General features: G+C 62.2%; 15 protein-coding genes. 7 read left to right on the forward strand and 8 right to left on the reverse strand.

What is annotated here, in order from left to right; genetic code table 11:
* Positions 1 to 100: 100 nt before the first annotated feature.
* Positions 101 to 1531, forward strand: coding sequence for an O-antigen ligase domain-containing protein (locus AB8B20_RS00930; RefSeq protein ID WP_439071370.1), 1431 nt, complete (start codon positions 101 to 103; stop codon positions 1529 to 1531).
* On the opposite strand, the gene AB8B20_RS00935 is transcribed toward AB8B20_RS00930, so the two are convergent.
* Positions 1528 to 2601, reverse strand: coding sequence for an acyltransferase family protein (locus tag AB8B20_RS00935; RefSeq protein ID WP_439071371.1), 1074 nt, complete (start codon positions 2599 to 2601; stop codon positions 1528 to 1530). The two genes, AB8B20_RS00930 and AB8B20_RS00935, sit on opposite strands and share 4 nt — an antisense overlap.
* A gap of 222 nt (positions 2602 to 2823) precedes the next feature.
* On the opposite strand from AB8B20_RS00935, the gene ilvA reads away from it, so the two are divergent.
* Both ilvA and AB8B20_RS00945 read left to right on the forward strand, forming a co-directional pair.
* The gene (ilvA, locus tag AB8B20_RS00940; protein WP_115033224.1) at positions 2824 to 4341 is read left to right on the forward strand and encodes a threonine ammonia-lyase, biosynthetic; all 1518 of its coding nucleotides are present in this window, start codon (positions 2824 to 2826) and stop codon (positions 4339 to 4341) included.
* A gap of 158 nt (positions 4342 to 4499) precedes the next feature.
* Positions 4500 to 4952 (forward strand): hypothetical protein, encoded by a 453-nt coding sequence (locus AB8B20_RS00945; protein WP_089267265.1) that lies wholly within the window; start codon positions 4500 to 4502, stop codon positions 4950 to 4952.
* A gap of 35 nt (positions 4953 to 4987) precedes the next feature.
* On the opposite strand, the gene AB8B20_RS00950 is transcribed toward AB8B20_RS00945, so the two are convergent.
* The 3 genes from AB8B20_RS00950 to AB8B20_RS00960 form a co-directional block, all read right to left on the reverse strand.
* Positions 4988 to 7192: a TRAP transporter permease gene (locus AB8B20_RS00950; RefSeq protein ID WP_439071372.1), complete on the reverse strand. Its 2205-nt coding sequence runs from the start codon at positions 7190 to 7192 to the stop codon at positions 4988 to 4990.
* Between the two features lie 45 nt (positions 7193 to 7237).
* Positions 7238 to 8389: a TAXI family TRAP transporter solute-binding subunit gene (locus AB8B20_RS00955; RefSeq protein WP_439071373.1), complete on the reverse strand. Its 1152-nt coding sequence runs from the start codon at positions 8387 to 8389 to the stop codon at positions 7238 to 7240.
* Positions 8390 to 8568: 179 nt separating this feature from the next.
* Complete coding sequence (locus tag AB8B20_RS00960; RefSeq protein ID WP_068730696.1) at positions 8569 to 8790, reverse strand: acetyl-CoA carboxylase biotin carboxyl carrier protein subunit; 222 nt, start codon at positions 8788 to 8790, stop codon at positions 8569 to 8571.
* A gap of 238 nt (positions 8791 to 9028) precedes the next feature.
* Between AB8B20_RS00960 and AB8B20_RS00965 the strand changes: the two genes are divergently transcribed.
* Together AB8B20_RS00965 and AB8B20_RS00970 are read left to right on the forward strand one after the other, a co-directional pair.
* The gene (locus tag AB8B20_RS00965) at positions 9029 to 9997 is read left to right on the forward strand and encodes an IclR family transcriptional regulator (RefSeq protein ID WP_439071374.1); all 969 of its coding nucleotides are present in this window, start codon (positions 9029 to 9031) and stop codon (positions 9995 to 9997) included.
* Positions 9927 to 11483, forward strand: a complete 1557-nt coding sequence (locus tag AB8B20_RS00970) for an acyl-CoA carboxylase subunit beta (protein ID WP_184516056.1) — start codon at positions 9927 to 9929, stop codon at positions 11481 to 11483. The genes AB8B20_RS00965 and AB8B20_RS00970 overlap by 71 nt, the downstream gene beginning before the upstream one ends.
* 1 nt (position 11484) lies before the next feature.
* On the opposite strand, the gene fabF is transcribed toward AB8B20_RS00970, so the two are convergent.
* The 4 genes from fabF to AB8B20_RS00990 form a co-directional block, all read right to left on the reverse strand.
* Positions 11485 to 12747 (reverse strand): beta-ketoacyl-ACP synthase II, encoded by a 1263-nt coding sequence (gene fabF, locus AB8B20_RS00975; RefSeq protein ID WP_439071375.1) that lies wholly within the window; start codon positions 12745 to 12747, stop codon positions 11485 to 11487.
* A 50-nt stretch (positions 12748 to 12797) separates the two neighbouring features.
* Positions 12798 to 14081: an MFS transporter gene (locus AB8B20_RS00980; RefSeq protein ID WP_439058180.1), complete on the reverse strand. Its 1284-nt coding sequence runs from the start codon at positions 14079 to 14081 to the stop codon at positions 12798 to 12800.
* A gap of 74 nt (positions 14082 to 14155) precedes the next feature.
* Positions 14156 to 15352, reverse strand: a complete 1197-nt coding sequence (locus AB8B20_RS00985) for an acetyl-CoA C-acyltransferase (RefSeq protein ID WP_439071376.1) — start codon at positions 15350 to 15352, stop codon at positions 14156 to 14158.
* Positions 15353 to 15461: 109 nt separating this feature from the next.
* A complete protein-coding gene (locus tag AB8B20_RS00990) occupies positions 15462 to 16232 on the reverse strand; it encodes an enoyl-CoA hydratase (RefSeq protein ID WP_089267272.1) in 771 nt (256 codons plus the stop codon).
* 175 nt (positions 16233 to 16407) lie between these two features.
* Here AB8B20_RS00990 and AB8B20_RS00995 point away from each other — a divergent pair, with 175 nt between their 5' ends.
* Together AB8B20_RS00995 and AB8B20_RS01000 are read left to right on the forward strand one after the other, a co-directional pair.
* Positions 16408 to 17103: a TetR family transcriptional regulator gene (locus tag AB8B20_RS00995; RefSeq protein WP_439071377.1), complete on the forward strand. Its 696-nt coding sequence runs from the start codon at positions 16408 to 16410 to the stop codon at positions 17101 to 17103.
* Positions 17104 to 17266: 163 nt separating this feature from the next.
* The gene (locus tag AB8B20_RS01000) at positions 17267 to 18763 is read left to right on the forward strand and encodes a CoA-acylating methylmalonate-semialdehyde dehydrogenase (RefSeq protein ID WP_068730703.1); all 1497 of its coding nucleotides are present in this window, start codon (positions 17267 to 17269) and stop codon (positions 18761 to 18763) included.

An 18763-nucleotide genomic window follows, 5' to 3' on the forward strand; every position in this document is an offset into this window, starting at 1 on the left:
CGGCACCATAGCGGCGAAAGTCGCAAAAGCTAGCCCCGCGATGGGGGAGCGCAACGGTTTTGCCTAACGTCGGGGAGGCTGCTCGCGATAGTCTGCCGTTATGAATCAAGGCCGACTCAAATCCGGTCCGGCGGATTTCGTCCTGTCCGGGTGGCTACCGACTGCGCTGCTTCTGATCGTAACCTTGGTGGTCGGTCCCGCGCTGGGCGGTCTGTCGCGTCCGCTCTTCGTGGTCGGCTGCGCCGCTGCTGGCTGGCTGGCGTGGCGACGCAGCACCGCGGCCCATGTCCAATCGGCCATCCTGCTGTTTGCCTTCGCGCCATTCGTGCGGCGCGTGGTCGATGTGTCGGTGGGCTACGACGCGGCCAGCATCATGCTGATCGGGCCGCTGTTGTTCATCCTGACGCCGTTACCGAGCCTGTGGACGTTGCTGTCGTCCCGCGAGCAGTTGCGCGATCCCTGGCTGATCGCGCCGGCTATCGTGCTGGCCTGCATCGCTTACGGTGCCATGCTGTCGGTTTTTCAGAATGACTGGATGAGCGCCGCGACAGGTGCGTTGAAGTGGGCGGCACCTGTGCTTTACGGCATCGCTTTGCAGCAGCGCGCAAGGTCCGACGGCGAACTCGTCAATGCCATGGCGCGTATCTTTCTGGTGGTGCTGCCGCTGACGGGTCTCTACGGCATCTGGCAATATGTCGATCCGCCGAGTTGGGATCGGTTCTGGATGAACTACGCCTCGATCCTGTCGGCAGGCTATCCGCTACCCTATATGGTGCGCGTCTTCAGCACGATGAACGGGCCCGCCACTTACGCGACCTTCACCGCAACGGGACTGCTGTTGTTGGGCTTTCTGAGACCCGGCTGGCAGTCTCTGATTGCCCTGGCGCCCGCGGCACTGGGTCTGTTGCTGTCGCTGTATCGGACCGGCTGGATCGCGCTCGCGCTGGCCGTGGTGTTCTGCATGGTGTTTCAATCCACACGGCGGCGGGCGCTTGCGACCGGACTTGGCATCGTCGGCGCAGCCATGGCGGCGGTCCTGTTCACGCCCTTCGGCGATGTGATCACCGAGCGGCTGCAGTCGCTCGGCAGCGGTTCCGAGGATGGCAGCGGCAACGAGCGTCTCGAAGAATTCGTGACGCTGTGGAATACACCTGACAGCATGGTGGTGGGATCTGGTTTCAGCTTCACCGATATCGGTGTCGCGGGCACCATGCCGGTCGATGGCCAGATCATTGCGAGCTGGCTCACGCTCGGCATTCCCGTTGGACTGCTCTGCTTGGCAGCCTATATCTGGGTCGGGGTCTGGAGCACGTCTGCGGCATGGCGGATGCCGACCAAAGAAGGCGTGGTGCTCGGCGCTCTGTCGCTTGGCGGTATCCTGATTCACTTGCCTCTGACCAGTATCTCGTCAGGTGAGATATCTGCTCTGTTCTGGATGATCTTCGCGATGGCCTGTCCGCACGACCAGACTGTCAGACCTGCCGAGGATGCCGTGATGCCCCTGGAGCAGGCGCGAACCGGCAGAGTTTAGTCTGACCGGGCTGCCTGGCTGACAAACGGAGCGGGTGCAGGTTTGCGCCTCGGCAGTGGCGCAAGCCCGAGTGGTGCCAGCAGGTTCAGCCGCTGCAACACGACATGGGCTACCATGGGCAAGAGTACGCCGGCCGCGGTGCCTGCGAGGAGATAGGCCCACGGCATTGGCGGCACGTGCAGCATCTGCATGATGATCCGCGTTCCCGACCCAGCCATGATGTGCAGCACATAGATCGTCATGGACATGACGCCGACGAGTGCAAGCCAGCGATGCCGCGTCTCGTTCAGCAATTTGCAAAGCACCACCACACTGGTGATGCCGAGAATGCATGCCGGAAGCGAAGTCGCGCCATTTGCATCGAAGCCGGAGAGCGGTCCTCCAATCGCAACCGCCGCAGCGAAAGCGGTGGCGATCACGGTCAACATGATCCAGCCCGTTCGCCCATGAGGCTGCCACGCCATCACGATGCGGGTTGCATAGAGACCTGCGACATAAAACGGCAGGTGATGCGTGGTGAGCGCAAGATCGGGCCGGATCGGCAACAGCATGAACACGATCAGACCGGCGAGCGCGACGACAATCATGATGGTGCGATTGGGAATGAGCACGGCCAGTACGTGGCAGATCATCAGGGCATACAGAAACCAGAATTGCGCCATCGGCCGATACCAGATCGCCATGAGGTCGCTGGCGGTGATGGGAATATTGGCATTGCGCGATATCAGCATGATCACGCCGCCCTGGATCAGCGACCACAGCACATAAGGGTAGGCGATCGTCCATGCCTTGCCGGCGAGGAACGGCCGAGCGCCGCGTGCGAGGCTGTGCTGCACGTTCAGGCCTGCGAGAAAGAAGAACAGCGGCATGTGGAACGTATAGAGCGTATAGCTCATCCACTGCGCGAGCGGTCCGTCAGGAAACAGATGCGGCGGTATCAGGCCGCCGAGTACGTGGCCATAGACCACGAGAATGACGCCTATACCGCGTGCAAAATCAATCCAGACCTGACGCGCGTGATCGCCTCGGGGGCCTGATATTGCTGCCTGTTCGATTGGTGATAGTTGCATCGTGGGCGCCGCTGGTTCTGATGATCTGGATCAGCAAGCCAATATACGCTGGGAGCCGTACGCCATCGTTAACGTCGATATGGGAAATCGTGCCCAACCGCACAGGTGTTTAGGCGCAAACGGGGCTTGATTTCTCGGTCATTTCGGTGCCCATCTGCCCGACAAGCTGCCGGCAAGCAGTTCTGTGCTCCATTGGTACGCCGACACGTTCAAGGACCTCTCGTGACTGACTACGTTCGCAAAATCCTGGACAGCCGCGTCTATGACGTCGCGATCCAGACGCCGCTGGACCCGATGGTTCGGCTGACCGCGCGCATGGGGAGCCCCGTGCTGCTCAAGCGCGAGGATTTGCAGCCGGTGTTCTCGTTCAAGATTCGTGGCGCGTACAACCGCATTGCAGGGCTGTCCGCGGAGCAGCGCGCGGCCGGCGTGATTTGCGCGTCGGCTGGCAATCATGCGCAAGGCGTGGCGCTGTCGGCGCAGCGGCTCGGGATCAAGGCAACCATCGTGATGCCGGTGACCACGCCGCCGATCAAGATCGATGCTGTCAGATATTGGGGCGGCAATGCCGTGCTGTTCGGCGACACGTTCGACGAAGCAGCGGCGCATGCGCGCAAGCTCGAGGCCGAGCAGAAGCTGACCTTCGTGCATCCCTATGACGATCCCGACGTGATCGCGGGGCAGGGCACTATCGGCATGGAAATCCTGCAGCAGCATCCCGATCCGATCGAGGCGGTATTTGTGCCGATCGGCGGCGGCGGGCTTGCGGCTGGCGTGGCGTCCTTCATCAAGTTTCTGCGCCCGGAGACCAAGGTCATCGGTGTCGAGCCCGTCGATGCCGCATCGATGAAAGCCGCAATTGATGCCGGCGAGCGCGTCGTCCTCAATCGCGTCGGTTTGTTCGCTGACGGCGTCGCCGTGCGCCAGGCCGGCGTCGAAACATTCCGTCTCTGCCGCGAATTGCTTGATGATGTGATCACGGCCGACACCGACGAGATGTGCGCTGCCATCAAGGATATTTTCGAGGATATGCGCGTGATTGCGGAGCCGGCCGGCGCCTTGGCGCTGGCAGGACTGAAGAGCTATGCCGCGAACAATCCCACGCGCACGGGGGCGCTGGTCGCCATCAACAGCGGCGCCAACATGAATTTCGATCGCCTGCGGCACGTCGCAGAGCGTGCCGAGGTCGGTGAAGCGCGTGAGATCCTGCTGGGCGTGACCATTCCGGAGCAGCCCGGCAGCTATCGCCGCTTTATTCAGACCATCGGCAATCACAACATCACCGAGTTCAACTATCGCTATGCCGACGCCAAGGAAGCCAATGTCTTTGTCGGCCTGAAGCTGAGCGGCGCCAAGAACGACAAGGGCGAGCTGATCGGGCAGTTGCAGGCGCTCGGCTACAAGGTGCTGGACATCAGCGCAGACGAAACCGCCAAGCTGCACATCCGCTATATGGTTGGCGGGCGAGCACCGCCGGCTTTGCGGGACGAGGTTATCCTGCGCTTCGAGTTTCCGGAGCGTCCGGGCGCCTTGCTGAAATTCCTCGATCAGATGGGCGCGGACTGGAACATCACGCTGTTCCACTACCGTAACCACGGTGCGGATTACGGCCGGGTACTGGTTGGGATTGAAGTCCCGGAGGCCGACCGGCCGACCCTGACGCAGCGGCTGACCTCCCTCGGCTATCCCTATGAGGACGAAACGCAAAATCCGGTCTACCGGATGTTCCTGAACGGCTAGGCCGGGTGGGCAGAGAGTGAGGCAGGGCCGATTTCTGCCTTTTTTTCGCTCAAAGGCGATGCTTAACGGAATACTAGCACTGTCCGGCCAGAGTCGGGCGGTGTGCTGATGCCGGAAAAGGGCGTTGGCTTGGGGTCCCTTACCGGTTTCATCACGCGATGCGCCTTTCGCTGCTGCCTGTCCTGATGTCCCTGCTGGTGCTGTCCGTGGCTCCGGCCAAGGCAGATTTGCGCATCACCCGCGACCACGGCGGCTATGTCGAGGAATACAAGGCTAAGTATGAGCGCATCCGCGACCGCAAGGAGCGGGTGATCATCGACGGCATCTGCAATTCGGCCTGCACCCTGGTGTTCGGCATCGTGCCGATGAACAAGGTCTGCGTGACTCCGCGCGCCAGCTTGGGCTTCCATCAGGCCTATTACGACAAGGCCTTCACCTTCGGCATGAAGGTGATCAGCTACGAGGGCACCTCGGACCTGATGGCCTATTATCCGCCGCCGGTGAAAGACTGGCTAGCGCGCAACGGCGGTCTCACGCCGGAAATGAAAAAGATCAAGAACGGCATGGATCTCTGGAAGATCGTCGATCCCTGCCCGGAAGAGTTTTTCTAGCTTTCAATCTTCAATCGACCTGAATGCCTTCGCGGTCATGACACCGCGAGCCGGGCATCGCCGCGCCTGATCAGCGCCAGCGCGATCAGCACCGTCGGCGCGAGAATGCAGGCGGCGAGGGCGACGATCTGCCACTGCGACAGCGGATTGATGCCGCCGCCGGGTGTCGCCATCACGAAGCCACCGATCACCAGCAGCACACGTAGTGGCCATTCCATCGCGCCCGCACGGCGGAGATCGCCGACATAGGCTTGATAGCCCTGAATGCCGCCGCAGATGAAGACAATGCCGAGACAGGCAAGGCCGGTGAGGCCGAACGCTTCGAGGTAGGGGCTGTCGCCCTGCAATAGCAGCGCCGGATTCAGCACGAAGAAGAACGGGATGAAATAGATGATGCTGCCGACCCACATCGACTCCCAGCCGGTCTTCATCGCCGGCGCGCCGGCGATGCCGGCGGCGGCAAAGGATGCGATGGCGACCGGTGGCGTGATCGACGACAGCATGCCCCAATAGAAGATGAACATGTGTACGGCCATCTTGTTGAGGCCGAGCTTCTCCAGCGCCGGTGCGACAAGGATAGCGAGGAAGATGTAGCAGGACGTCGTCGTCAGGCCGAGGCCGAGGATCAGGCTGGTGAAGGCACACATGATCAGCAGCAGGAAGACGTTGCCGCCGGCGATCGCCAGAAGGTCGTTGGCCAGGCTCGAGATTACGCCGGTGAGCGAGAACGCGCCGATCAGCAGGCCACAGCCGGCGAGAATGGCGATCAGTTCGACGAAGGTCTTACCGTTGAGTTCGAGGAAGTGGATCCAGCGCGCGCCGCCCCAATTCTTGCCAGGGAAGAATTCATTGAGCGCAGCGAGGATGCACATTCCCCATAGATAGGCGTTCTGGAGATCGAGCCAGACCATCAATCCGGTCAGCACAATCGAGAGCGTCAGGACGGCGGTGTTGCCCTTCTTCCACGGTGCCGGGCCTGACCATTGATGCAGGATGACCAGCAAAGCGGTGGCGTAGAACGGCGCGTGGCTCTCGCGTTTGAAGTACAGCAGCATTACGACAAGGATCGCGATGACAAAGAGATAGTACCAGCCCTCCTTGAGCGCATCCATGAAGCGGGGCAGTTCCTCGCGCGGGATGCCTTCGAGCTTGTGGCGCGCGGCGTAGCTGTCGACCTGCGCGAACAGACCGAAGTAATACAAGATGGACGGAATGGTGGCGGCGAGCGCGACGTCGGCATAGCTCGTGTTCATGAACTGCGCCATGACGAAGGCCGTCGCGCCCAGCACCGGCGGTGCCAGCACGGCGCCGGTGGACGCGCAGGCCTCGATCGCTCCTGAATAGGACGGCGTGAAGCCGGTTTTCTTCATCGCGGGGATCGTCATCGTTCCAGCGGTGAGCACATTGGACACGATGCTGCCGCCTACGGTGCCGAGCAGGCCGGATGCAAAGATGCACACCTTTGCCGCGCCACCACGGAAGGTACCGCACATCGCGAAGGCAATGTTGATGAAGAACTTGCCGGCACCTGTCATCATCAGCGCCGTGCCGAACACCAGGAAGCCGATCACGGTGTCGGCAAATGCCTGGATCGGAATGCCGAGCAGGCTTTCGCCCGACAGCACGTGATAGGCCGTGGTTTGCTCCAGCGTCGACTGGGTGCCGCGGAACGGTCCGAGCCATTTGGCGTCGGCAAACAGTGGATACAGCGTGAAGGGGAAGACGCTGAGCAACAGGCTCCAGCCGCCGGTGCGGCGCAGCGCCTCCATCAGCACGAACCACATCACGAGACCTGCGGCGATCACGGGTTTAGGTGCGCCGTCGAATTCCCAGCCAAATTGCGCGGCTTTGCGGATGTTCATCATCAGGAAGATCGCGGCCGCGAAGGTCGCGATGAACAGCACGACGTCGTACCACGGCACTCGGTCGAGATCGGCCTTTGACGTTCCCGGAAAGATCAGGAACGTGAACGGCAGCATCAACGCGATCAGTAGATAGAAATATTCGGTGTTGAGCTGCGTGACATCGACAAAGAAGCGCAACGAAAATTGCTGGTTGATGCAGAGCAGGATGGTCGCGAGGGTGGCCAGTATCAGCGCCCAGCGCCATACGCTGTGCAAGGCGCGGACGCGCGAGACCTCGGATTCCTGGAGGTCGGCGACCCCATGGGGATCGTCGAGCTCCATTTTTACGGGAATGTCGGATACGAGCCGCGCATGATCGGGTGACGAAATTGACATAGTGGCACCGATTATTGTTCGCGGTTATAGCTAGAAATGACGACGTTATTCGAAGCCGTTCGGCATGCCGGCCTTCTTGAGTGCAGCCGCGCGGGCCGTCATCCAGCCGTCGAGAAACTCCTTTTCACCGGCTGATGCACTGGCCTTGGCGTATTCGCTCCATGCGGCCTTCAAGACGTCCTGCCGCTTCAGCAGTCCGTCATTGTGTGCCTGGTCTTCTAGCGTCCAGTTGCCGGCTTCCTTGAGGGCTTTCACGGCGCCGGGATGAAACGGAACGACCCATTTCATGGACTGCGCTTTTACGGCGAGGCCCAAAGCGCCTGGTGCGTTGTCCTTGTAGGCGTCGAAGTTGACGATCATCGCCTTGGTGATCGCGTAGATCTGATCTTCCGTCTGCGAGCCGTAGACGGTCGCGACGGGGTAGGGGTAGGTGCTCATGTTGACGGGCGCTGCTGCTGTGATGCCCGCGCCGCAGGTCGCGACATGCGGATTGAAGAACGGTGCCACACGCTTGACGCGCTCCCAGCCGGCCTTGTCTTCCGCTGGGAGCGGCGGCCAGATGATGCCGCGCGGCGAGGTCTCGACCTCCTTGGCTGGGCCAGTGATCGTGGTAGCAAAGGCTGCATCGACGTCGTTGTTCACCATGCCTTTCCACATTGCACCGTAGCTTGCGAACTCGATCGGCTTGATGTCTGCCTTGGTGAGACCGCCGAACGCCATGATCGCAAGCGAGTTCTGGTTCAGGGCAGGTGAGCCGACGACGAAGCCGACGCGTTTGCCGCGTAGATCCTTGATCTCCTTCACGCCGATATCGCGGGCGACGCCGAGCGAGGCGCCATTGCAGTCGATGGTCGACAGCGTGACCTGCGCTGGCTGTGGACCCCATTCCTTGACGCCGAATTCGAACACGCCTTCCTGCGCGAAGTAGATGCCCGAGCCCATCCAGGCAATCGTGGCGCGACCGGCGCGCAATGGCGCCAGCCGCGCGACATCATTGCCGGCAGGCAGCACACGCACGTCGGTAGAATATTTGTCCTTCATCATCTTGCCGACGGCGACGGCGATGTTGAAGCCGGCAGTGCCGGTGTCATAGGCGGTGACCGCCATGGTCGGTGGAAGCTTGATATCCTGTGCGCATACAGCGCCGGTCGTACTGAGCACGGCAACGGACGCCAGCGCGATGAGCCGGTGAAGCATTTTCCCCTCCAGATGCATTCGCTTTGCGAATTGCTTTTTATTGTTCGGCGATCATGTCATCGCCGTCAGGCGCTGGCAATGTCCTGAGGCCGTTCGCTGCATGATGGGATCGGTCACCATCTCAGACAGAATGCCGCAGCACATTGGTACGGCAGTCGAGGCCGCCACTGCATGTCTGCTCACGTCTCGACTGTGCCGAGCAACTGTCCTTCCGCGACCACGTCGTCGACCGCGACAATCATCGATTTGATTTTACCTGCGGCAGGTGAGGCGACCGGAATTTCCATCTTCATGGCTTCGACAAATGCCACTTCGTCGCCTTCGTTCACGGAATCGCCGGTTGCGAGCGGCAGTGAGCAGATGCGGCCGGCGACTTCGCTGAGGATCTTGATCTCTGGCATGGTGTTCTCCGCGATCACGCGGGCGGCTGCTCGCTATAGGTGTAGCGCCGACGCGACCGGACAATTCCTAAGAATGAAAAGAAACGAGCAGCTTGGTGTTGTCGCCGCAGATTGCCTGAGGTAGCGTAGCCCGCAAGTGGAATATAATTCCGCAGAGTGGAACGGGACGGCGGCGCACATCGGGGCAATCCAACGGATTGGCTCCCCGTGAGATGCGTCGTTTTAAGGGAAACGCATCATGGGACGACGTTCGGAACGGCTCAGCAAACAAGGCATGCTCGCCAGCGATCTGGCAGGCGACGGCGATGTGATCCAGGTGGTCTCGCGCGCCTTTGATATTCTTCGCTGCTTCGAGGGCCATGATGCCCGGCTTGGTAATCTCGAAATCTCCAATCGTTGCGGCCTGCCGCGGTCCACCGTATCGCGCCTGACGCATACGCTGACGCGCATGGGCCAGCTCGCCTATCTGCCGGCAGATCAGAAGTACCGCATCGGATCGAGTGCGGTCGCGATGAGTGCTTCGATGATGCGGGGACTTCAGGTGCGCAACCTGATCCGCCTGCGTTTGCAGGAAGTGGCGGAGCAGGTACCTGGCACGATCGGCTTCACGATTCCCGATCGTTTCCACATGGTCTATCTCGAATATGCCCGCGCCGATCACGCGCTCGGATTGCATTCGACCACCGGCAGCCGCATTGCCATGGGCCGGACTGCAGCCGGTCATGCCTACACCGCAGCGCTCGACGAAGACGTGGGCAATGCTCTGATCAACGATATTGCGCGCGAAATGCCCGAGGACGCCAAGATCCTGCGCGGCAAGATCGTTGGGAACCGTGAATGTCTGCGTGACAACGGCTACGTCCTCGCAGGTGGCCTTTGGTCGCCGCATATTACCGGCATTGCGACGCCGATCTGGTCGCCGCAGTATCAGACCTATGTGGTCGTCACCATCGGTCTGCTTGCCGCCATGTATGACGAGCAGCGCCTGCAGGACGAGATCGCTCCGATCCTGCGTCAGCTCAGCGGCACGATCAGCATGATGGTTCAGAATGCAGATAGCGGCCTGACCAGTGCGCCCGTTCCAGATGGGCCTCCCGCGCCAACAGCTCAGAAAAAAATGCTCCCGGAGGGAATGAATGAACTGGAAGCCGGAACTCGACGACCTCGCCCGGCGCGAAGCCTTCGCGCGGGAGATGGGGGGCGCTGACAAGGTCAAGCGGCAGCATGACCAAGGCCGGCTCACAGTTCGTGAACGTATCGACAGACTGATAGATGCAAAAAGCTTTCACGAAGTCGGGGCAGTCTCCGGCATCGGTGAATACGATGCGTCTGGCGAGCTGAAGCATCTGACGCCGGCTAATTGCGTGTTCGGTCGTGGCAAGATCGACGGCCGGCCTGTCGTCGTTGTTGGCGATGACTTCACCGTGCGCGGCGGTTCGGCTGATGCGTCGATCTCGGCCAAACCGCTGATGGCCGAGGAAATGGCGCACGACTTCCGGCTGCCGATCATTCGCGTGATTGAAGGTTCTGGCGGCGGCGGTTCGGTCAAGACCATCGAGACCAGGGGCGCAGCCAATCTGCCGGGCGGTGTCGGGGGCACGCGCTGGTACTGGTACACGACGTCCAATCTGGCGCAGGTGCCGGTCGTTGGCCTTGGCCTTGGTTCAGTCGCCGGCCTCGGCGCTGCGCGGCTCGCAGCCAGCCATTATTCGGTGATGACGAAGAATTCCGCGATGTTCGTCGCCGGGCCTCCCGTTGTCGCGCGCCTCGGCCAGTCGCTTGAGAAGAAGGAACTCGGCGGCGCCGATATCCAGACGCGCGCTGGCGGCGTCGATCATGCCGTGGAGACCGAAGAGGAGGCATTCGCCTGCGCGCGGCGCTTCCTGTCCTATCTGCCATCGTCTGTCTATGACTTGCCGCCGACGATCGCCTGCAATGACGATCCCGAACGTGCGGAAGAATCTCTGCTGAAAGCCGTGCCGCGCAATCGCCGGCAGGTCTACAAGATGCGCCCGATCATCGACGCCGTCGTCGACAAAGGCTCGTTTTTCGAGATGGCGGCAAATTTCGGCCGGCCGATCATCACCGGTTTTGCGCGTCTCGAAGGCCGTGCGGTGCTGCTGCTTGCCAGCGATCCGTTCCACTATGGCGGCTCGTGGACCGCGGAAGCCTGCCAGAAGGTCGTGCGCTTCGTCGACCTCGCCGAGACGTTCCATCTGCCTGTCGTCTATCTCATGGATTGCCCGGGTTTCATGATCGGGCTCGATGCGGAGAAGGCAGCGACTATCCGTCACGGCGTGCGCGCCATGGCCGCGGTCAATCAGACCACGGTGCCGTGGTGCACGATCATCATCCGCAATGCGTTCGGCGTCGCTGGCGTGGTGCATCAGCCGGCCAACCGGTTCTCGATGCGTTACGCATGGCCTTCGGCCTATTGGGGCTCGCTGCCGCTGGAAGGCGGCATCGAGGCGGCCTATCGCGCCGAGATCGACGCGGCGGACGATCCAAAGCTCAAGCAGCAGGAAATCGAGGAGCGCCTCAACAAGCTGCGCTCGCCATTCCGTTCGGCCGAGAAGTTCTGGGTCGAGGAAGTCATCAACCCCACGAAGACGCGCTCGCTGCTGTGTGAGTTTGCACGTCTTGCCGAACCGCTCCGCACGGCAGGCCCGTCACGGCTCGCGATGCGGCCGTAAGCTATACTCGCCGCAGCAGCACGCTGGCATTGACGCCGCCGAAGCCGAAGCCATTCGAGAGCACGTGCTCAATGGCCATCGGCCGCGCCTTGCCGCGGATCAGATCGATGCCATCGGCAGACGGATCGGGATTTTCGAGATTGAGCGTGGCCGGAGCGATCTGGTCACGCAGCGCGAGGATTGCGTAGACCGCCTCAAGCCCTCCGGCTGCGCCGAGCAGGTGGCCCGTCGCGGATTTGGTTGAACTCACAGCGACGCTGCCGTTTGTCCCGAAGATCGACTTGATCGCTTCGAGCTCGCCGTGATCGCCGACCGGCGTCGATGTGGCATGGGCGTTCAGATGCTGGACATCGGCAGGCGTGATGTTGGCCTGTGCCAGAGCGATATCCATCGCGCGCCTGGCGCCGTCGCCGTCCTCACGACCGGCTGTCATATGGAACGCATCGGACGTCGTGCCGTAGCCGATCAGTTCGGCGATCGGCTTCGCGCCACGCGCCAAGGCATGATCCAGTTCCTCAAGCACCACGACGCCGGCGCCTTCGCCCATGACAAAGCCGTCGCGGTCGCGATCGAACGGGCGCGAGGCGCGCTCCGGATTGGCGACGAAGTCGGTGGAGAGCGCGCGAGCGGCGGCGAAGCCGCCGAGGCTGACACGGTCGATACAGGCTTCGGCACCCCCGGCGATGGCGACATCCGCTTCGCCGGAGCGAATGAGACGCGCTGCATCGCCGATCGCCTGCACGCCGGCGGCGCAGGCTGTCACGGGGGCGCCGAGTGCACCTTCGAAGCCGTAGCGGATTGAGATATGACCGGCCGCAAGATTGACCAGGAACGAGGGCACGGTGAACGGTGACAGCCGGCGGATGCCCTTGGTGTCGGTGGTGCGGACCGCGTCGGCAATCGCCGGAAAGCCGCCGATGCCGGAGGCGACGATCGTGGCGGTGCGTTGGCGTTCTCGCGCATCCTTCGGCAGCCAGCCGGCTTGCGCGATGGCTTCATCGGCAGCCATCAGCGCAAACAGGATGAAGCGATCCATCTTCTTCTGGTCCTTGCGCGGCGCCGCCTTGTCAGGATCGAAACCGCCTTCCGGATCGTTGGCGATGTCGGGCACCTGACCGCCGACCTTGGCGGCGAGATCAGCGGTCATGGCCTCCGGCAACAGGCGGAGACCGGATTGACCGGCGAGCAACCGGGACCAGTTGATCTCGACGCCGCAACCGAGCGGCGACACCGCTCCCATCCCCGTAATGACAACGCGGCGCATGATGAATTCCCGTTCTGATATGAGTGGCGAGCAGCCTGATCCCGCGGGGATCAGGCGGTCGCGACCTTCTTGTCCTTTGAAATCGCCAGCACGATCAGCGCTGCAATAATACATAGCGCACCTGCCGCGAAAAAGGCAGGCAGATAGCTGAGCAGTACCGTGCGCGACAGGCCAGCGCCGAATGCCGCCGTTGCTGCGCCTAACTGATGGCCGGCGAAGATCCAGCCGAATACCAGACCCGCGCGTTCAGGTCCAAACTTCGACGCTGTAAGCCGCACGGTGGGCGGCACGGTGGCGATCCAGTCCAGGCCGTAGAACAGCGCGAACAGCGACAGGCCATAGAACGAGAAGTCGGTAAACGGCAGCGCCAGCAGCGACAGGCCGCGCAGGCCATAGTACCAGAACAGCAGGTAACGATTGTCATACCGGTCAGACAGCCAGCCTGACGCGATGGTGCCGACGAAATCGAACACGCCCATGGCTGCAAGCAGTCCGGCCGCCTGAATCTGCGGGATGCCGAAGTCGAGGCACATCGGGATCAGGTGCACCTGCACGAGCCCGTTGGTGCTGGCGCCGCAGATGAAGAACGTGGCGAACAGGATCCAGAACACCTTGGTCTGGGCAGCATCGCGCAGGGCACCGAGCGCTGCCGCCATGATCGGCGAGGTGTTCGGTGGCGGCGCGGCCAGCGGTTCGGTGCTGGTGTCGCCATAGGGGCGAATGCCGATGTCGCTGGGACGGTCCCGCATCACCAGCAGCACCCCGAGTGCGGCTATGGCCAGCATCACGCACATGAGCGCCAGTGCCCAGCGCCAGTTGCTGTGCTCGGTGATGCTGGCGAGGATCGGCAGGAAGATCAGCTGGCCGGTGGCCGCGCTCGCGGTAAGGATGCCCACGACGAGGCCACGGCGTGCGCTGAACCAGCGCGCTGCGACGGTGGCGCCGAGCACCAGCGCCGTCATCCCAGTGCCAATACCAACGGCGACGCCCCAGAGCGCCATGAGCTGCCAGACCTGCGTCATCCCGAGCGATAATATGAGGCTTGCAGCAACGACGAGCAGGGCAATCAGGGTGACGTTGCGCAACCCGTAACGGTTCATCAGCGCCGCGGCGAAGGGCGCCATCAGGCCGAACAACACGAAGCGGATCGACATCGCCGAGGAAATCTCGGCGGTGCTCCAGCCGAATTCCTTCTGCAGCGGCACGATGAACACGCCGGGCGCTCCCACCGCAGCGGCGCTGACCAGCGCCGTCACGAAGGTCACGGCGATCATCGCCCATCCATAGTGAATGTTGCGGCGGGCGAGGGCAGTCGAGAGCCATCCGGAAATCATCGGTAATCCTGCAATCAACGAGAATAGGCGTCGCGACGACCATCGCCGCGACGATCATATCTGGGAAAGGCGGTTCAGCGAACGATGCGTTCGATGGCAACCGCGGTGGCTTCGCCGCCGCCGATGCACAGTGCCGCGACGCCGCGTTTCAGGCCTCTGGCTTCCAGCGCGTGCAGCAGCGTCACGATCAGCCGCGCGCCCGTTGCGCCGATGGGATGGCCCAGCGCGCAGGCGCCGCCGTTGACGTTGAGCTTCTCGCGAGGGATGCCAAGGTCGCGTTGCGCGGCCATTGGCACCACGGCGAAGGCCTCATTGATCTCGAACAGATCAACATCGCCGACGCTCCAGCCGACCTTGTCGAGCAGTTTGCGGATTGCCGGAATGGGCGCAGTCGTGAACCATTGCGGTTCCTGGCTGTGCGTGGCGTGGCCATGGATAACCGCCAGCGCGGGCAGGCCCTCACGATCCACGAGGGAACGCTTGGCGAGCACCAGGGCAGCAGCGCCATCGGCATTCGCGGACGAAGCAGCGGGCGTGATGGTGCCGTTGCTACGGAAGGCTGGTTTGAGGTTCGGGATCTTGGCGGGATCGACCTTCAGCGGATGTTCATCATTGGCGATCTCGCGCGGTCCGGACTTCTCGACGATGGTCAGTGGCGTGATCTCGGCCTTGAAGGCGCCGCTCTCCACCGCCTTTCGCGCGCGGGTCAGGGTTTCGATTGCATAGGCGTCCTGATCTCCACGCGTGAACTGATAGGCCTCAGCGGTGGCTTCTCCGAAGTCACCCATCGAGCGACCGACCTCATAGGCATCCTCAAGCCCATCCATCAGCATGTGATCGATGATGCGATCATGGCCGACGCGATAACCGCCGCGTGCCTTCTGCAGTAAATAGGGCGCATTGGTCATGCTCTCCATGCCGCCGGAGACGACGATCTCGGCCGAACCGGCATGGATGATGTCGTGGGCAAGCATGGTCGCCTTCATGCCGGAGCCGCAGACCTTGTTGATCGTCGTGGCCCCGGTGGCATCCGGCAGCTTGGCACCTCGGGCGGCCTGGCGGGCGGGCGCCTGACCCTGGCCGGCGGGAAGCACGCAGCCCATGAAGACTTCATCGATGCGCTCGGGTGTCAGTTTCGCGCGTGCCACGGCGGCACCGATGACGTGGCTGCCGAGCTTGTGGCCGGAGAAGGGCGATAGTTCGCCCTGGAAGCGGCCGAGCGGAGTGCGGGTGGCCGAGACGATGACGACCGGATCTGAAGCTGCGGGCATGATGGAGGCTCCTTCGCGCAAGCGCGGGTCATTTGGATGACACTCATCATATGATGCGCTGCAAGATACGCAATGCCGGCCTGTGCAAAATTCTCGTGAGGTCGAGCTGCTAGCGTTTGCGGTTGATGAAACCCTGCATCAGTCGCTGCGGCTCGCCGGTCAGATAGGCCTCGCCGAACACGCCGACGCTGAGATTGACGGATTCCTTCAGCGGCAGCTCTTCCCACTGTTTCAGCAGGGCTTTTTGCGACCGCATAGCCTCGGGTCCACACTCGAGTATGGCTTCGATCGTCTTTTCAACTTCGGCATCAAGCGCGCCTTCGGCCGCAACCACATCGACCAGACCCCAATTGAGCGCGGTTGGTGCATCGATGGTGGCGGCGGTCATGATCAGCCAGCGCGCACGGCCCCAACCGATCAGGCGCGGCAAGAGGGCAGCGTGAATCACCGAGGGAATACCGACCCTGACCTCGGGCATGGCGTATTTGGAATCATGCGAAGCGATACGGAAATCGCAGGCGGCAGCAAATTCGAGGCCGCCGCCGAGGCACCAGCCCGGGATGCGGGCGATCACGGGCGCGGGAAAAGCGCGGGCGGCTTCGCAGAGATCGCGCAAGCCGGAAATGAACTTCTCGGCGGAGGCCTGATCCAGCGTCGCCATTTCCTTGATGTCGGCACCGCCAATCATGCTCTTTTCGCTCTGGCCGGCGATGACAAGCGCGCGAATGGCGCGTTCTGTGGCCAATACCTCGATGCCTTCGCGAACGCCCTTGATTGCGGCTGAATTGAGGATATTGAGTGAGCCGGCGTTGCAGATCGTCAGCCGAACTATACCTCGCGGGTCACGTTCGACACCGCAATGGGGATTGAGCATATGCATGAAATCGTCTCGTCCCTTGGCATTCCCTTGGGCCGGAGCGGATCGCCGGTCTTATCCTATCAATTCCCCGTCAAACTGCGGTGTTGTCAAGGCCTGCGGCCAGGTGCGCGTTGCGCGTGTGGACCGGTGCGAGTAATATGATCGACATCATCTATTTGTCTTGAATGGACCGCTGATGCGCTATTCCAAGGAACACAAGCTCGAGACGCATGCGCGGATCGTGAAGAAGGCTTCCGTGCGTCTGCGCGAAAAAGGCGCGCATGGCATCGGCGTGGCTGACCTCATGAAGGACGCGGGTCTGACCCATGGCGGCTTCTACGCGCATTTCGATTCGCGCGAGGCATTGGTAATCGAAGCCTTCGCCTATGCAATGGACCGCTCGACCGATCGCTGGCGTCAGTTGGCTGGGCAGGCGGCGCCGGATCAGCGCCTGGCCACGATCGTGGATTCTTACCTGTCGCCGCAGCACCGCGACAATCCGGGCCATGGCTGCGCCGTCCCGGCGCTGGGCGCTGAGATCGCGCGCGAGAGCCCCAAGACGCGCAAGGTGTTTGCCACCAAGCTCGATCAGATGATCGAGATGATGTCCGAGCAGTTTCGTGGCGGACCGAGCAAGTCGGCGCGCAGACAGGCGATGGCGGCGCTTGCCACCATGATGGGCACCATCGTGCTCGCCCGCGCCGCCGGCAATGGCGAGTTGTCCGAAGAGCTTTTGAGCGCTGGCCGCGAGGCGGTGCTGGGCCGTGCTGCAGCGCCGAAGCCTGCAGCGTCCAACCCTGCTGTGTCCAAGGCTGTGGCTCCCAAGAGCACGGCTAGAAAGCCGACTGCGAAGAAGGTGGCAACCAAGGCCGTATCAGCCGCCAAGAATTGATAATCGGCGCACTGCCTGCGACATTGTCGCGGCGGTGACATTCTGACAGGGCTAAACGGCAGCGAGCCTGCAATTTCGCAAATCCGCCGCGCGTGCAGGGCCTTTCCAAACGCCATAAAGCCTGATCAACATCGGGCCAAATTTGGCTCCCGGGAGGAAACGCATGCGCACGATCGGACATTTCATCGGCGGCCGTGAGGTCGAGGGCAAGTCGGGGCGTTTCGCCGACGTTTTCGAGCCGATGACCGGCGAGGTTCAGGCCAAGGTTGCGCTGGCCTCCAAGGCCGAAATGCGCGCCGCTGTTCTCAATGCTGCCGAGGCGCAGGTCGCCTGGGGCAACACCAATCCACAGCGCCGCGCCCGCGTGCTGATGAAATTCCTCGAACTCGCCAATCGCGACTACGACAAGCTGGCCGATTGCCTGGCGCGTGAGCATGGCAAGACTGTGCCGGACGCCAAGGGCGACATTCAGCGCGGTCTCGAAGTGATCGAATTCGCCTGCGGCATTCCGCATCTGATGAAAGGTGAATACACCGAAGGCGCAGGTCCCGGCATCGACATCTATTCGATGCGGCAGGCGCTCGGCGTCGTCGCGGGCATCACGCCGTTCAACTTCCCGGCGATGATCCCGATGTGGAAATTCGGTCCGGCAATCGCCTGCGGCAACGCCTTCATCCTCAAGCCATCCGAGCGCGATCCGGGCGTGCCGATGATGCTCGCTGCGCTGATGATCGAAGCCGGCCTGCCGCCGGGCATCCTCAATGTCGTCAACGGCGACAAGGAAGCCGTCGACGCAATCCTCGACGACGAAGACATCAAGGCCGTCGGCTTCGTCGGCTCGTCGCCGATTGCCCAGTACATCTATGAGCGCGCGGCCGCGACCGGCAAACGCGCTCAATGCTTCGGCGGCGCGAAGAACCACGCCATCATCATGCCCGATGCGGATATGGACCAGACCGTCGATGCGTTGATCGGCGCCGGCTACGGCTCCGCTGGCGAGCGCTGCATGGCGATCTCGGTGGCCGTGCCTGTTGGCAAGACCACCGCCGACCGTCTGATGGAAAAGCTCATCCCGCGCGTCGAGAGCCTGAAGATCGGCACCTCCGTGGATCCGTCCGCCGACTTCGGTCCGCTGGTGACCAAGGAAGCCGTCGACCGCGTCAAGAACTACGTCGATATCGGCATCAAGGAAGGCGCCACGCTCGCCGTCGATGGCCGTGGCTTCAAGATGCAGGGCTACGAGAACGGCTTCTATATGGGTGGCTGTCTGTTCGACAACGTCACCAAGGACATGCGCATCTACAAGGAAGAGATCTTCGGGCCCGTGCTGTCGGTGGTGCGGGCCCACGATTACGAAGAAGCTCTCGCGCTGCCGTCGGATCATGACTACGGCAACGGCGTTGCGATCTTCACCCGTGACGGTGACGCTGCGCGCGACTTCGCCGCCAAGGTCAATGTCGGCATGGTCGGCATCAACGTGCCGATCCCGGTGCCGATCGCCTATTACACCTTCGGTGGCTGGAAAAAGTCCGGCTTCGGCGATCTCAACCAGCACGGCCCGGATTCGATCCGCTTCTACACCAAGACCAAGACGGTGACCGCGCGCTGGCCATCTGGTGTCAAGGAAGGCGCCGAGTTCTCGATCCCGTTGATGAAGTAA

This window comes from Tardiphaga sp. 866_E4_N1_4 (assembly GCF_052076075.1).
Taxonomy (GTDB): domain Bacteria; phylum Pseudomonadota; class Alphaproteobacteria; order Rhizobiales; family Xanthobacteraceae; genus Tardiphaga; species Tardiphaga robiniae.

Coding starts and splice junctions, on each gene's coding strand:
- AB8B20_RS00930 (WP_439071370.1), top strand. CDS start 101: ATGAATCAAGGCCGACTCAAATCCGGTCCGGCGGATTTCGTCCTGTCC.
- AB8B20_RS00935 (WP_439071371.1), bottom strand. CDS start 2,601: ATGCAACTATCACCAATCGAACAGGCAGCAATATCAGGCCCCCGAGGC.
- AB8B20_RS00945 (WP_089267265.1), top strand. CDS start 4,500: ATGCGCCTTTCGCTGCTGCCTGTCCTGATGTCCCTGCTGGTGCTGTCC.
- AB8B20_RS00950 (WP_439071372.1), bottom strand. CDS start 7,192: ATGTCAATTTCGTCACCCGATCATGCGCGGCTCGTATCCGACATTCCC.
- AB8B20_RS00955 (WP_439071373.1), bottom strand. CDS start 8,389: ATGCTTCACCGGCTCATCGCGCTGGCGTCCGTTGCCGTGCTCAGTACG.
- AB8B20_RS00960 (WP_068730696.1), bottom strand. CDS start 8,790: ATGCCAGAGATCAAGATCCTCAGCGAAGTCGCCGGCCGCATCTGCTCA.
- AB8B20_RS00965 (WP_439071374.1), top strand. CDS start 9,029: ATGGGACGACGTTCGGAACGGCTCAGCAAACAAGGCATGCTCGCCAGC.
- AB8B20_RS00970 (WP_184516056.1), top strand. CDS start 9,927: ATGAACTGGAAGCCGGAACTCGACGACCTCGCCCGGCGCGAAGCCTTC.
- fabF (WP_439071375.1), bottom strand. CDS start 12,747: ATGCGCCGCGTTGTCATTACGGGGATGGGAGCGGTGTCGCCGCTCGGT.
- AB8B20_RS00980 (WP_439058180.1), bottom strand. CDS start 14,081: ATGATTTCCGGATGGCTCTCGACTGCCCTCGCCCGCCGCAACATTCAC.
- AB8B20_RS00985 (WP_439071376.1), bottom strand. CDS start 15,352: ATGCCCGCAGCTTCAGATCCGGTCGTCATCGTCTCGGCCACCCGCACT.
- AB8B20_RS00990 (WP_089267272.1), bottom strand. CDS start 16,232: ATGCATATGCTCAATCCCCATTGCGGTGTCGAACGTGACCCGCGAGGT.
- AB8B20_RS00995 (WP_439071377.1), top strand. CDS start 16,408: ATGCGCTATTCCAAGGAACACAAGCTCGAGACGCATGCGCGGATCGTG.
- AB8B20_RS01000 (WP_068730703.1), top strand. CDS start 17,267: ATGCGCACGATCGGACATTTCATCGGCGGCCGTGAGGTCGAGGGCAAG.